At 64.6% G+C, this 14762-nt stretch carries 9 protein-coding genes; 4 read left to right on the plus strand and 5 right to left on the minus strand.

Annotated features, from left to right (window positions below; translation table 11 throughout):
• Positions 1-32: 32 nt before the first annotated feature.
• Together NKH05_RS03650 and NKH05_RS03655 are read left to right on the plus strand one after the other, a co-directional pair.
• On the plus strand, positions 33-4817 hold the full coding sequence (locus NKH05_RS03650) for an NAD-glutamate dehydrogenase (protein WP_353025039.1): 4785 nt from the start codon (positions 33-35) through the stop codon (positions 4815-4817).
• Between the two features lie 185 nt (positions 4818-5002).
• Positions 5003-6379, plus strand: a complete 1377-nt coding sequence (locus tag NKH05_RS03655) for an MFS transporter (protein WP_352494236.1) — start codon at positions 5003-5005, stop codon at positions 6377-6379.
• Between the two features lie 34 nt (positions 6380-6413).
• Here the strand turns inward: NKH05_RS03655 and purH are convergent, their stop codons facing one another.
• The 4 genes from purH to htpX form a co-directional block, all read right to left on the minus strand.
• Positions 6414-8030, minus strand: a complete 1617-nt coding sequence (gene purH, locus NKH05_RS03660) for a bifunctional phosphoribosylaminoimidazolecarboxamide formyltransferase/IMP cyclohydrolase (RefSeq protein ID WP_352494114.1) — start codon at positions 8028-8030, stop codon at positions 6414-6416.
• An 84-nt stretch (positions 8031-8114) separates the two neighbouring features.
• Positions 8115-9863: a heparinase II/III family protein gene (locus NKH05_RS03665; protein ID WP_352494115.1), complete on the minus strand. Its 1749-nt coding sequence runs from the start codon at positions 9861-9863 to the stop codon at positions 8115-8117.
• A gap of 133 nt (positions 9864-9996) precedes the next feature.
• Positions 9997-11397, minus strand: coding sequence for an RsmB/NOP family class I SAM-dependent RNA methyltransferase (locus NKH05_RS03670; protein ID WP_353025042.1), 1401 nt, complete (start codon positions 11395-11397; stop codon positions 9997-9999).
• Positions 11388-12404, minus strand: a complete 1017-nt coding sequence (htpX, locus tag NKH05_RS03675) for a zinc metalloprotease HtpX (RefSeq protein WP_352856419.1) — start codon at positions 12402-12404, stop codon at positions 11388-11390. The genes NKH05_RS03670 and htpX overlap by 10 nt, the downstream gene beginning before the upstream one ends.
• Before the next feature lie 116 nt (positions 12405-12520).
• Here htpX and NKH05_RS03680 point away from each other — a divergent pair, with 116 nt between their 5' ends.
• A complete protein-coding gene (locus tag NKH05_RS03680; RefSeq protein ID WP_023719727.1) occupies positions 12521-12733 on the plus strand; it encodes a DUF1674 domain-containing protein in 213 nt (70 codons plus the stop codon).
• Positions 12734-12766: 33 nt separating this feature from the next.
• On the opposite strand, the gene NKH05_RS03685 is transcribed toward NKH05_RS03680, so the two are convergent.
• A complete protein-coding gene (locus NKH05_RS03685; protein ID WP_023719726.1) occupies positions 12767-13438 on the minus strand; it encodes an HAD-IA family hydrolase in 672 nt (223 codons plus the stop codon).
• 177 nt (positions 13439-13615) lie between these two features.
• Between NKH05_RS03685 and NKH05_RS03690 the strand changes: the two genes are divergently transcribed.
• Complete coding sequence (locus NKH05_RS03690; RefSeq protein ID WP_353025043.1) at positions 13616-14485, plus strand: transglutaminase-like domain-containing protein; 870 nt, start codon at positions 13616-13618, stop codon at positions 14483-14485.
• Positions 14486-14762: the final 277 nt, after the last annotated feature.

Below are 14762 nucleotides of genomic sequence, written 5' to 3' on the forward strand. Positions count from 1 at the left end.
GTTGTAAAAACATGACGGGAGGGAATTAGCTCATGGCCGGCCTGAAATCCGCAAGCCAGCTGAAAAAGATGAGTCCGGCCAAGGGCAGCGAAAAGCCCGGCAGGCTTGCCGACTACTTGCTGGCCCGAGCTCCGGCCGAAGATGTCGCCGCCTACGACGTCATCGATCTCGAACGCGCTGCCGAACTCGCCGGCCGCGCTGTCGCCCGGCACAAGAAGGACGACTGCGTCGTTGCCATAGACGTCGATTCCGGTGTCGTCCGCCAAGGCCGGCCGATGACGGTGATCACCGTCGTCAACGACAACATGCCGTTCCTGTTCGATTCCGTCCTCGGTGAGATTACAGAGAGCGCCGGCGAGCCGCTGCTGGTTACCCACCCGGTCATCGTGGTCAGGCACGGCAAGAACGGCGTCGAGGAAATCCTCGGCGATGGCGGTTATGCCAAGGGCGAGCACAGCCATGACCGGCTGAGCGTCATCCATGTCCATATCGGCCGCCTTTCGGCCGAGCAGGCCGAAGGCCTTTCCGCACGCCTGACGAAGCTGCTCGGTCAGGTGCGCGCCGCCGTCATCGACTGGAAGCCGATGCTTGCCCGCCTCGACCAGGCGATCTCGGAATTCCGCTACTCGCCGGTGCCGCTCGACAAGGCCCATGTCACCGAGGCGATCGCCTTCCTCGAATGGCTGCGCGACGACAATTTCACCTTTCTAGGCATGCGTGAATTCAAATACACCGGCGGCGAGAAGAGCGGCATGCTCGAGCGTGCCGAAAAGCCCGGCCTCGGCATCCTTTCCGATCCCGACGTGCTGGTGCTCAGGCGTGGCACCGAAGCGGTGAGCACGACGCCGGAAATCCGCGCCTTCCTGCATGGGCCGGAACCGCTGATCGTCACCAAGGCCAACGCCAAGTCATCGGTGCACCGCCGCATCTACCTCGACTACATCGGCGTCAAGACCTACACCGGCAAAGGCGTGCTTTCGGGCGAGCTGCGCATCGTCGGACTGTTCACCTCGACTGCTTATACGCGCTCGGTGATGAAAATCCCCTATCTGCGCTCGAAGGCCGAAACCGTCATTGCCAAATCCGGCTTCAATCCCGGCGACCACTCCGGCAAGGCATTGATCAACGTGCTGGAGAGCTATCCGCGCGACGAGTTGTTCCAGGTTCCGGTGCCGATCCTGCGCAAGCATGCCGAAGCCATACTGGGATTGATCGAGCGGCCGCGCGTCAGGGCATTGGTGCGTGTCGACCAGTTCGACCGCTTCGTCTCCGTGCTCGTCTTCGTGCCGCGCGACCGCTACGACAGCGTCGTGCGCGAGAAGATCGGCACCTATCTGAAGACCGTCTTCGAAGGCCGGCTGTCGGCCTATTATCCGGCCTTCCCGGAAGGCGGGCTGGCGCGCGTCCACTTCATCATCGGCCGCTCCGGCGGCAAGACGCCGAAGGTCGAGCAGGCGACGATCGAGGCGGCGATTCGCGACATCGTACGGACCTGGGACGATGCACTGCGCGAGACCGCGACCGAGACCGGGGCCGACGCGAAGCTAACGGCCATCGCCTCGCGCTTTTCGGAAAGTTATCGCGACAGTTTCCCGCCGGCCGTGGCGCTGGCCGATGCCGGGCGCATCGCCAGGCTCGATGCGTCAAATCCGATCGCCATCGACTATTACCGTCACGCCGACCAGAAGCCGCATCAGGCGGCGCTGAAAATCTATCACCATGGCAGCCCGGTGGCGCTGTCGCGGCGCGTGCCCGTGCTGGAAAACATCGGTTTCCGCGTCATCAGCGAGCGTACTTTCGAGGTCGGCGACAATCAATCCGGCATGGTCTTCATCCACGACATGGAACTTGAGAACAGCTACGGCAGGCCGATCGACCTCGGCAATGGCGGCGCGCTGTTCGAGGACGCGTTCCTTTCCGTCTGGCGCGGCAATGTCGACAATGACGGCTATAACGGCCTCGCCCAGACCGCAGGCCTGTGGTCGGGCGAGATCACCGTCCTGCGCGCCTATGGCCGCTATCTGCAGCAGGCCGGTATCCCGCAGAGCCAGGATTTCATCGCCGCCGCACTCAACCGCTATCCCGAGATCGCCCGCGGACTGCATGCGCTGTTCGTCGCCCGCCTCGGCCCGACGGATGAGACGGAAGGCGTCGTTCAGGCCAAACATCTGAAGGCCAAGATCACGGATGCGCTGGAAGACGTTCCCAACATCGACGACGACACCATCATCCGACGTTATCTGAACCTGATCGAAGCCTCGCTGCGCACCAATCATTTCGTTGCCGATACGAAAGAGAAGGGCCAATCACTGGCGATCAAGCTCGATTCGCAATCGGTCGACGGGCTGCCGGCGCCGCGGCCATGGCGCGAGATCTTCGTCTATGGCTCCGAGGTCGAGGGCGTGCATCTGCGCTTCGGCCCGGTCGCGCGCGGCGGCCTGCGCTGGTCGGACCGTGCGCAGGACTATCGCACCGAGGTGCTTGGCCTGGTCAAGGCACAGCAGGTCAAGAATGCGGTGATCGTGCCGGTTGGCGCCAAGGGCGGCTTCTACCCGAAAAAGCTGCCGATGAGCGCCGGGCGCGACGCCATTTTCGAGGCCGGCACGGCCGCCTACAAGAATTACGTTTCCAGCCTGTTGTCGATCACCGACAATATCGGCCTGGACGGCGTCATCCCGCCAGCCGGCGTGGTGCGGCGCGATCAGGATGATCCGTATTTCGTCGTCGCCGCGGACAAGGGAACGGCGACCTTCTCGGACACCGCCAACGCCATAAGCGAAAGGCACGGCTTCTGGCTCGACGACGCTTTCGCCAGCGGCGGTTCGGCCGGATACGACCACAAGAAGATGGGCATCACCGCGAAGGGCGCCTGGGAAGCAGTCAAGCGGCATTTCCGCGAGATGAACCGCGACATCCAAACCACGCCGTTCACTGTCGTCGGCGTCGGCGACATGTCGGGCGACGTGTTCGGCAACGGCATGCTGCTGTCGGAGCAGACCCGGCTGATCGCCGCCTTTGATCATCGCGACATCTTCATCGATCCCGATCCCGACATGGCGGCTTCGATGGCCGAGCGCCGGCGTATGTTCGCTCTCGCCCGTTCAAGCTGGCAGGATTACGACAAGACGAAGCTGTCGGAGGGCGGCATCATCGTCTCGCGCAGCCAGAAGTCGATCACCTTGCCGGCGCCCGCGGCTGCGGCGATCGGCCTCGGCAAGACAACGGCCACGCCAGTCGAGATCATGAGTGCCATTCTCAAGGCGCCGGCAGACCTTTTGTGGTTTGGCGGCATCGGCACCTATGTCAGGGCATCGGGCGAGACCAACCAGGACGTCGGCGACCGTGCCAATGACGCGATCCGCATCACCGCGCTCGACCTGCGTGCCAAGGTCATCGGTGAGGGGGCCAATCTCGGCGTCACGCAGCGGGCGCGCATCGAATTCGGATTGAATGGCGGCCGCTGCAACTCAGATGCGATCGACAATTCGGGCGGCGTGAATTGCTCCGACGTCGAGGTCAACATCAAGATCGCGCTGGCTTCCGCCATGCGCAAGGGATCGCTGACCCGGCCGGCGCGCAACAAATTGCTGGCCGAGATGACCGATGAGGTCAGCGCCCTGGTGCTGTCCAACAATTACCAGCAGACGCTGGCGCTGTCCCTTGCCCGTAAGCGCGGGCTCGCCGACATCGCCCATCAGAGCCGCTTCATGGCGGCGCTGGAGGCGCGCGGACTGCTCGACCGTGCCGTCGAGGCGCTGCCGTCGCCGGCGGCCTTTGCCGAGCGCGAGACGCGCGGTGAGCCGCTGACCCGGGCCGAGCTCGGCGTGCTGCTCGCCTATGCCAAGATCGTGCTGTTTTCCGATATCGTCGCCAGCGACGTGCCGGACGATCCGCATTTCGACCGTGATCTGATGGGCTATTTCCCCGATCGCATGGCGAAGAAATATGCGGGAGAAATCCACGGCCATCGGCTGCGCCGCGAGATCATCGCCCGTGTCGTCGCCAATGATCTGGTCAATCGCGGCGGCCCGTCCTTCGTCAACAGGCTGCAGGAAGCGACTGGCCGCAGTGCCGCCGATGTCGTGCGCACCTTCGCCGTGGTGCGGGATGGCTTTGCGCTGCCGGCGCTCTACCGGCAGATCGACGCGCTCGACAACCAGATCGACGGACAGATCCAGCTCGACCTCTATCAGGCGGTCAGCCGGCTGATCTATGTGACCAGCGGCTGGTACCTGAAGAACGATGCCGGCACCGCGCCGCTCGGGCAGCGGATCACCGAATTGCAGGATGCGCGCAAGGCGTTGGAGCCGAAGCTCGTGTCGCTGCTGCCGGCCTTCTCTCGCGAGCGGATCGAGGAGCGGCGGCACGGCCTGTCGAAGGGCGGCGCGCCGGAGAGTCTTGCCGAGCAACTGGCGTTGACCGATGTGGCGGAGCTCATCCCCGACATTGCGCTGACGGCGCGGACGGCAAATGCCAGCATCGTCGCTGCCGCCAAGGCGTTCTTTGCAGTCAGCGATGTCTTCCGCATCCCGCGCGTCGAGGACGCGGCGCGCTCGATCACGCCCTCGGATTATTACGATCAGCTGGCCCTTTCCCGCGCCACCGACACGATTGGGGCGGCCAGGCGCGGCATCGCCGTGGCGGCACTCACCGGCCATGCCGAGGCGGCGGATCCGGTGACTGGATGGTTGGAGTCCGGCGGCGAACGGGTCGGACGCATCCGCGAGCGGCTGCAGGCGCTGACCGAGGGCGGCGACATCACCGTGTCCCGGCTGTCGGTGGCGTCCGGCCTGATGAGTGATCTGACGGCGCTGTGAGAAGTCTTCCACATCGCGCGGGATTGCCGGGAAGAACTGCGCTATAGAGCGAACGGCGCGCGGCGTTGGGGCGCCCGGAGCATGATCGCGAACGTAACGATCGGCTTTTGGACAAGATCGTGCTCAACAAGAAGACGGAGCATCATGCCGATTCGATCGGCATGGAGAGCTCCAGCGGAGGGGACATGGCTGAGGTGGCAGTGCAGCGTGCGTCGGGACGCGGCATCTGGGGATGGATGCTGTTCGACTGGGCGGCCCAGCCGTTCTTCACGGTCGTCACCACCTTCATCTTCGGTCCTTATTTCGTCTCGCGAATGGCCAGCAATCCCGAGACGGGGCAAGCGGCCTGGGGCTACGGCATCGCCGCCGCCGGCCTCGTCATCGCCGTTTTGTCGCCGATCCTCGGCTCGATCGCCGATCAGACCGGACCACGCAAACCGTGGATAGCCTTCTTCGCCGCGGTCAAGATCACCAGCCTCACCTTGCTGTGGTTCGCCGCGCCCGGCTCCAACCTTTTTCTGGTCGTGGCGTTGTTCTCGCTGGCATCGGTCGCGGCTGAATTCTCGACCGTGTTCAATGACTCGATGATGCCGCGCCTGGTGCCGAAGAGCGACATCGGCAGGATCTCGAACATGGCTTGGGGGCTCGGCTATCTCGGTGGCATGATCGCGCTAATCTTCGTCGTTACCGTCATGGCCGGCTCGCCTGAAACCGGCAAGACCGTCGTCGGGCTCGACCCGATCTTCGGCCTTGACCCCAGGCTCGGCGAGGACGCGCGCGCCACCGGACCGTTGTCGGCGGCCTGGTATTTCCTGTTCATCCTGCCGATGTTCTTTTTCACGCCTGATGCGATCAAAGGCATTCCAATCGGGCCGGCGGTGCGCGAGGGCCTGTCGGAACTGAAGTCGACGCTAGCCGAAGTAAGCAAGCGCAGCGGTATTTTTCGCTTTCTCGTCGCCCGCATGATCTATCAGGACGGCGTCAACGCGCTGCTGGCGCTGGGCGGAACGTTTGCGGCGGCGATGTTCCATTGGTCGATCACCGAGATCGGCCTGTTCGGCATCATCCTCAACGTCGTTGCCATCGTCGGCTGCCTGGTTGCCGCACGCCTCGACACTGCACTGGGTTCCAAGACCATCGTGATGATTTCGCTGGTCATGCTGAGCATTGCCACGATCGGCATCGTCTCGACCGGCCCGGGCTATACGCTGTTCGGCGCCTGGGTGATGCCCGGACTGGACGGTGGCGGATTGTTCGGCACGGCGGCGGAAAAGGCCTACATTTTCTACGGCCTGCTGATCGGGCTTGCCTTCGGGCCGGTGCAGGCATCGTCGCGCTCCTACATGGCGCGCAGCGTCTCCGCAGCCGAATCCGGCCGCTATTTCGGCATCTATGCGCTGGCCGGTCGGGCAACAAGTTTTGCAGCGCCCTTCATGGTGGCCACGATCACCCTGGCCAGCGGCTCGGCGCGGCTCGGAATGGCGGCGATCGTGCTGTTCCTCGGCGCAGGCATGGCGATCCTGATCGGCACGCCCTATCCGGCGGATCGGCCGGCGGAGTGAGCTGCTCTTCCCTTCTCCCACAGGGGGAGGGAGTTCAATGCCGGAAGTGCCTCACTCCGGTGAAGACCATGGCAATGCCGTGAGCGTCGGCGGCGGCGATGACGTCGTCGTCGCGCATCGAGCCGCCGGGCTGGATGACGGCGGTGGCGCCGGCTTCGATTGCCGACAAAAGCCCATCCGCGAACGGGAAAAAGGCATCCGAGGCGACGACCGAGCCCTTGGTCAAAGGCTCCGTCAGACCGGCAGCGTCGGCCGCGTCGAGCGCCTTGCGCGCGGCGATGCGCGAGGAATCGACACGGCTCATCTGGCCGGCGCCGATGCCGACGGTGGCGCCGTCCCTGGCATAGACGATCGCGTTCGACTTGACGTGCTTTGCCACGCGAAAGGCGAATTTCAGATTGGCCATTTCGGCCGGCGTCGGAGCGCGCCGGGTCACCACCTTCAGCTCGAGGTCATCCACCACCGCATTGTCGCGGCCCTGGACGAGCAAGCCGCCAGCAACCGATTTCAAGCCAAGGCCCGCCGCGCGCGGGTCGGGCAGGCCGCCGGTGACCAGCAGGCGTAGATTCTTCTTGACGCCAATGATGCGGATTGCACCATCGGACGCCTCCGGTGCGATGATCACTTCGGTAAAGGTCTTGACGATCTCTTCGGCGGCTGCGGCATCGAGGATACGGTTCATGGCGACGATGCCGCCGTAGGCCGAGACCGGGTCGCAGGCCAGCGCCTTGGCATAGGCCGCTTGCAGCGAAGCGCCTTCGGCGACGCCGCACGGGTTGGCGTGCTTGATGATGGCTACCGCTGCGGAGCGGGTCGGATCGAACTCGCCGACCAGCTCGAAGGCGGCGTCGGTATCGTTGATGTTGTTGTAGGAAAGCTGCTTGCCCTGAAGCTGGCGTGCCGTGGCGACGCCCGGCCGCCTGTCGCCGTTGACATAGAAGCCGGCGCCCTGATGCGGGTTTTCGCCGTAGCGCATCACCGACTGCAGCCTGCCGCCGAAGGCGCGCCATGTCGGATGCTCGATCTCCAGCGCCTCGGCGAACCATCCCGAGATCGCCGCATCGTAGCTGGCGGTGCGGGCAAAGGCCTTGGCTGCCAACTTCTTGCGGAAATCCAGCGACAACGAGCCGAAATTCATCTCCAGCGCGTTGAGCACCGAGGCATAGTCGTCAGGGTCGGTGACGATGCCGACGTATGCGTGGTTCTTGGCCGAGGCACGGATCATCGCCGGGCCGCCGATGTCGATGTTTTCGACGATCGCGGCGTAGTCGGCGCCGGAGCGGCGCACCTCCTCGAATGGATAGAGATTGGAGACGACGAGATCGATCGGCTCAATGCCGTGGTCGCGCATCGCCGCGGCGTGCTCTGGATCGTCGCGCACGCCGAGCAGTGCACCATGCACCGACGGGTGCAGCGTCTTGACGCGCCCGTCCATGATCTCGGGAAAGCCGGTGAGCTCGGATACGTCGCGCACCGCCATGCCCGCATCGGCGAGGGCCTTTGCGGTGCCGCCGGTCGAGACCAGCTCGACGCCGGCCGAAGCCAGCGCCCTGGCGAAATCGATCAGGCCGGTCTTGTCGAAGACGGAGAGCAGCGCGCGACGGATGGGTACAAGGTCGGGCGCGGGAATATTCTTGGCGGCGACGGCCATGGGCTGGCGGCCTTTCCACGTGTGGTTGGAGAGCGTCCGCGGGCCGTAGCATATGAGGCCCGGAAATCAAGCCGCAAGGCTTGATCAGTGTCTGCCGTTGCCACCGGCATCAGTTTTTTCTTGACGGCCGGCGATAATTGTCCGCGTTAATTGCCAATGGACCTCGGGAATCTCCGAGGCCTTGAAGGCAAGCACGATCTGGCGGCTGCGGCGTGGACCGCCGAGCCCGGCGAAATAGATCGATTCCTCGACCTCGGGTGCCACTTCGGTGGAGGTAAACACCCAGGTATCGGCGTGGTCGGCGGTCAGCACCAGACGGTCATGCTCATCCTGGAGCACGTTTATGTCGGGATGGACATGGAAACGCACTGTAACGAAATCACGGCCATTGTTGCGGATAGAAGCGCCGCCCGGCCGCAGGAAGCGGTCCCTGCCGGCAAGCACATTGCCCTCGGTCGACAATTTCAGCTCGCGCTCATGCAGGAAGCCGAAGCGCGCCACATAGCCGTCATGGCGGGCGATGAAGCCCTGGCTGCCCTTCTGGTCGGTGCGCTTGCAAGGCACATGCTGCGGCCCGCCTATCAAAGGCGTGCCGAGCAGGTCGTTGACGCGCAAGGAGTGGTTGAAGCGCGCCGACGACGTGTCGTTGATGGTAGCGGTGGAGTGGGCGGCGGTGGCGCGGGCAAGCGGCCGGAACTCGGCGGCACCATAGGTGTCTATGCCGGCATTGACGATATAATGCTGGCGGCCCGACGACAATTCGAAGGCGAGGCATCCGGCGTGAGCGGCATTGGACACGTCGACGGGCGGCGGCGGGCCGGTATCGGCGATCACCGTGACACCACCCATCGACAGGCGCTCATAACCCGAATGCGGCGCGTGCAGCAGTGGTGCGCCGGCGGTGTCGTCGTGATGCAGGATGCTGGCGATGCGGTCGTGGATGGTGGCGCCCATGCCGTTGAAGCGGGCAAGGCTGCCATCCTGATGGCGAAAGAAGCGCAGTGCCGGCAGCATCCGGTCGATGGCGCCGATCAGGGCGGCCGGCGGTGTCTCGGCCTGATTGGCGTATGTCTGGCGCAATGGCAGAAGGTCGGCGAGGATTTCAAGCACGGTCATCGGATTACGCGAGATATGGCCGCCGTCAGGCAGGATCTGGCGGTCGAGCTCCTCGGCGAGATTGCGGGTGGCACCGCGCAGCGCCGAGGCCGGCGCCGGCAGCGACAAAGCGGCAAAGGCCAGCGCAATGCGGGCGCGCAGCCTGTCCTTGCCGTCCGGCATCTCGCGCACCATGGCGCGCAGATAGCGGATCTGGACGGCAAGCGATTTCAGGAACGCACGGTAGAACGGAAACTCGGCGCCCTGCAACACGATCGAGGAATGCTGCAGCCAGGCAATGACACGCTTGGCCGTCGTGCCGGGCTCCCAGGCGACGCCGGAAATATGGCTGCCATGGATTGCAATCCAGTCGGAAACCAACGCCCGCGCGTTGGCGGCGGCGAGCTCCGTACCCGCGGCACGCATATGGCGCAGCCAGCGAAAGCCGTGCAGCGTCTTTTGCCAGCCGGGATTGGGCACGTCGATCTGGAAGGGCGATTTGCCGCCGGTCTCGACCAGATGCCCCGAAAGCGGATAGCGGCCGTAGTAGATCTCGAGTGCGATCTGAGGATCGGCGAGTCGCAGGTCCGGCGGGGCAATCAGGACGCGCTCCGGCGTGCGGCCGGAGTAGCGCCAGCGATAGAGTGGCCCGGCACGCAAGCGCCGGCGCGTCTTGCGCCAGAACTCCCTCGCGACAAGCGTCCACAGACGCGTCGTGTTACCGGCAGCGATTGCCAAAACCCCTCCTGATCGTCCTCACCCAAGCACAAGTTTATATGATTCAAGAACTTGTGCGAAGGCGAATTCCGCGGCAGTGGGGCCGTTCAGCCTGTTTTCCATGCCTCCTCGCCCCAAGAAGTCGGATGGCGCTTCAAGATCGGCCCTTAGCCGCTCTGCGCATGCGGGCGGCAAAGAAACCGTCCAGCCCGGAACGCGCCGGTGAGCCAAGCTCCAGATCGGCCGGCGTGGTGCGCAACGTGCCTTGCGGCGTCAGGAACGGGTCGATGCCGGCGATCTCGCCCGGCCGAAGCGGGTCGTCGATGATCTCCGCATTGCCGGCGAGAAAGTCGCGATAGAGCTCTTCGCCTTCCAGCGGATCGAGCGAACAGTTGGAAAAGACGATGCGACCGCCAGGCTTGACCAGGGTGATGGCGCGGGCAAGCAGCCGGCGTTGCAGGTCGGCCAATTTTTCGACGTCGGCCGCCGCCTTCGTCCAGGGAACGTCGGGATGCCGCCGCACCGTGCCGGTCGAAGAGCAAGGTGCGTCGAGGAGGACGGCGTCGAAGCGGTTCTTCGGCTCGTATTTGAGCAGATCGGCCTCGACGATCTCCGCGGCCAAGCCGAGCCTTTCGAGGTTCTGCGTCAGCCGTGCCAGCCGCGTTCTGGACATGTCGAGCGCGGTGACATGGGCGCCGGCGAGGATCAACTGGGCGGTCTTGCCGCCGGGGGCGGCACAGAGATCGGCGATTCGCAAACCATTGATGTCGCCCAACAGCCGGGCCGGCAGGCTGGCCGCTGCATCCTGAACCCACCAGGCGCCTTCCCCAAAGCCGGGCAGTTCGGTCACGGAAGCGCTGAGCTTTTCGACCCGCACCGTGCCGGTCGGCAAGACGAAGCCGCCGAGCCGTTCGGCCCACAGCGCCGGGTCCGACTTGACCGAGAAATCGACCGGCGCCTCATGGCGATGGGCGAGCAGTATCTGCCTGGCCTTGTCGGGGCCGTAGACCGTTTTCAAACGGTCGGAAAACCATTTCGGCGCCTCGTCGGTGGCGGCAAGTGCTGCCGCGAGCTCGTCCTGCTTGGACCGCGCCAGCGTACGCAGCACGCCGTTGACGAGGCCGGAAAAGCGCGCCGTGCGCGGATCGGACTTGGCGTGGGTGACGGCGAGGTCGACGGCGGCGCTGTCGGGAACATCGAGGAACAGGATCTGTGCCGCCGCTACATGCAAGATGTGCGAAAGCGCAGTGGCGTTGGGCGGCAGCGGCTTTTCCAGGCGGCGGGCCAAAAGGCCCGATATGGTCATGCGGTAGCGCAGGGCGGTGACCAGAATGGCGCGTACCAGGGCGCGGTCGCGCAGGTCGAGCGCCTTGTATTGCGGATGGCCGTTTTCATGGTCGGTCAGCCCGTCGAGCGGCGTCCTCGCGTCGATGACGGCGGCAAGCAGGCGCGCGGCTGCCTTGCGCGCGGCGAGACCGGCTACGGCCTCGCTGCCCGAATTGTGCTCGCGATCACCTGGAATTGCGTGCCGGCGTTGTGCTGCGCTCACGACCACGGACCTTTGGGTCCGGTCGGATTGCGTCCCCAGGGATTGGGTCTCGGCTTGGCCGGCTCAACCGGCCCCTCGGGCCGGGCGGCCCTGTCCCACGGACCTGACGGCTGCTGCCCGGTCTCTTTCGGCGCCGGCTTTGGCGTCGCGGCCGCTTCGGCTGCGCCGGCCATCTCGCTCGCGATCCTCTGCAATGCGGCGATGCGGTTTTCTGTGCTCGGGTGAGTGGAAAACAAACTGTCCATGCGCTCGCCGGAAAGAGGATTGATGATGAAGAGATGGGCGGTTGCCGGATTGCGCTCGGCATCCGGGTTGCGGATGCGTTCGGCGCCCCGCGCGATCTTGTCAAGTGCCGAGGCGAGCCACAGCGGGTGTCCACAGATTTCGGCCCCGCGCCGGTCGGCCTCGTATTCGCGGGTGCGGCTCACCGCCATCTGCACGATCATGGCGGCCAGGGGCGCGACGATCATCGCCACCAGCACGCCGACGATGCCGAAGGAATTGTTGTTGTCGCGGTTGCCGCCGAAGAAGAAAGCGAAATTGCCGAGCATCGAAATTGCGCCGGCAAAGGTCGCGACGATCGTCATGGTCAGCGTGTCGCGGTGCTGCACATGGGCAAGCTCATGCGCCATCACCGCCGCGACTTCTTCATGTGAGAGCTGCTCGAGCAGGCCGGTGCTGGCGGCGACAGCGGCATTTTGCGGATTGCGGCCGGTGGCGAAGGCATTGGGCTGAGGATTGTCGATGAGATAGGTTCTCGGCATCGGCAGGCCGGCGCGTTGCGCGAGACCCTTCACGATGGCGTAATATTCGGGCGCGTTGCTTTCGTTGACCTCGATCGCACGGTGCATCGACAGCACCATCTTGTCGGCGTTCCAATAGCTGAACAAATTGGTGCCGGCGGCGATCAGCAAGGCGATCATCATGCCGCCGGATCCGCCGACCAGATAGCCGACACCCATGAACAGGGCCGTCATTGCGGCCAAAAGCATGGCGGTGCGAAGGGTGTTCATCGTCTGCTCCGTTCTGGCCCAACAAGGGGGTCGATCCTTGTGGGCCCATCGCTATATGATGGGAAACAGCGGTTCCCGTTTCAATCGGGGCCTGTTTCAATCTAGCGGAAGATCGCATGATCGACAAAACCAGCCAAACGCATGCTAACGGCTCGCCGCACAAGCCACTGACGCCGGCAGCCCGGCGCGCCTTGGCCGAGGCCGAGGCCCGGCGGGAGCAATATCGCGAGAAGGAAGCCACGCTGCCGAGGGAGATCGGTGGGCGCGGCGGCAAGGAACCCGGCCGCTACGGCGACTGGGAGGTCAAGGGCCTGACCAGCGACTTTTAGCCCAGGCAGGGTGCTGGCTAAGCAGGGTACCAGCTAAGCAGGCTGGGCGGCCCGCTCCGCTTCGATGGCAATCCAGCCGCTGGCATCGACGGCGACGCCGATCGCGTCATAGCCGGCGATGGCGGCATGCGGCGTCTCCAACGGATGCCGGTGCGTGGCGCTGATCACGACGACCGCGGCGCCCGCGGCCTCGGCTGCTGCTATGCCTGCCGGTGCGTCTTCGAAGACGAGGCAATCGCGCACGTCGACGCCGAGCCGTTCGGCCGCCAGCCGGAAGCAGTCGGGCGCCGGCTTGCCGCGGGAGACATCCTCTGCCGCAACGATCACGGCGGGAGCCGGAATGCCGGCGGCCTGCAGGCGCAGCAGAGCGAGTTCACGGGGCGCCGAAGTGGCGATCGCCCAGCTCCCGGGCGGCAGCGACGCCAGGAATGCCGCGGCGCCGGTAATCGGGTGGATGCCTTCGACGTCGGCTGCTTCGGCCTGCAAAAGCGCATCGGCTTCGCGGGCAGGATCGATCCCTGGGAGCGCCAGCCGGCCGATGGTCTCGATCGCCCGCACGCCGTGGATGGTCGGCAGGAATGCAGCGACGTCAAGACCTTGCCGGTGCGCCCAGGCTGCCCAGACCCTTTCCGCCGCGGCAATCGAATTGAGAATCGTGCCGTCCATATCGAACAGGAAGGCCGCGAATTTTCTGCCTGCAAACATCGGTTTTCCCGGGGTCATCTTGGAAGGATTATTTCGAAGGGAGCATATCGATCGACCGTAACGTTGCCGCGTCCGTATGGGAAGCCGCGAGACCTCGTTTTCGACGTTCGCAAGGAACCGCGCGCACTCTCCTGCGTTGACCAGCACTATCTTCCATGACGATCGGAGGGGAGGGCGATGCTGATTCGGCTCGGCTATGAAATTGGCATTGAATGCGTTGCACCAACGCCGGTCGTTTCATTGCTCGACATCCACGGGGATCGTCAGGCAGACATCAAGCGGCAGACGCGCGTACTGACGTCGCCATCCGTGCCGACCAGGGTCTACCACGATCTTTTCGGCAATAGCTGCCGCCGCTTCACGGCGCCGGCAGGAAGCTTTCGCATCCTCTATGACGCGGTGATCGAGGACGGTGGCGAGACGGACGAGGTCAACACGCTGGCCGGGGAAGTCCCGGTCGCGGAATTGCCGGACGAGGTGCTCGGCTATCTGCTTGGCAGCCGTTACTGCGAGACCGATCATCTCAGCGATCTCGCCTGGCAACTTTTCGGCCAGCTTCCGCCGGGTTGGGCGCGGGTGCAGGCGATCGTCGACTATGTCCACAACCGCCTGTCCTTTGGCTACGGCTATGCGCGCCCGACCCGCACGGCGGCGCAGGCGCATGAGGAGCGCGTCGGCGTCTGCCGCGACTTTGCCCATCTGGCGATCACGCTGTGCCGCTGCATGAATATCCCGGCCCGTTACGTGAACGGCTATCTCGGCGATATCGGCGTGCCCGCCGATCCGGCGCCGATGGATTTCTCGGCGTGGGTGGAAGTGTTCCTCGGCGGCAGATGGTACACGTTCGATCCTCGCCACAATGTGCCGAGGATCGGCCGCGTCGTCATAGCGCGCGGCCGTGACGCCACCGACGTGCCGCTGCTGCATAGTTTCGGCCCGCATCGACTCAGCCGGTTCAAGGTCTGGACGCACGAGCAGGAAGGCAATCTCTTCAAGCCGCCCTATCGCGGCGTCGACAAGACCGTCAGCGCACGGATGCTGGCATAGTCCTTTCACAGTCCAGATTTCCATCTCCCGCTACCGCGGTCGTGCTGAACCGGTTCGATACATCTCGTCTGTACCGGATTGGGACGCAGTCCAGTCGTCCTGAATTGCGAGCCTGATCATGGTAAGCGCTTTGTCAACAAAGCCGCGCTGACGCGACTTTCATTTACCGGTTGTTTACCTTGCCGTCGCTTGAAACCGTTTGGAAACAATGGCCCGAGCGAGAGCCGCTCGCTTTCTCGCGCCTGGCGGCGCGATCCGGCCGGATTCCTGCAATGCG

The sequence above is a fragment of the Mesorhizobium sp. M1399 genome (genome assembly GCF_040317735.1).
GTDB lineage: Bacteria > Pseudomonadota > Alphaproteobacteria > Rhizobiales > Rhizobiaceae > Mesorhizobium.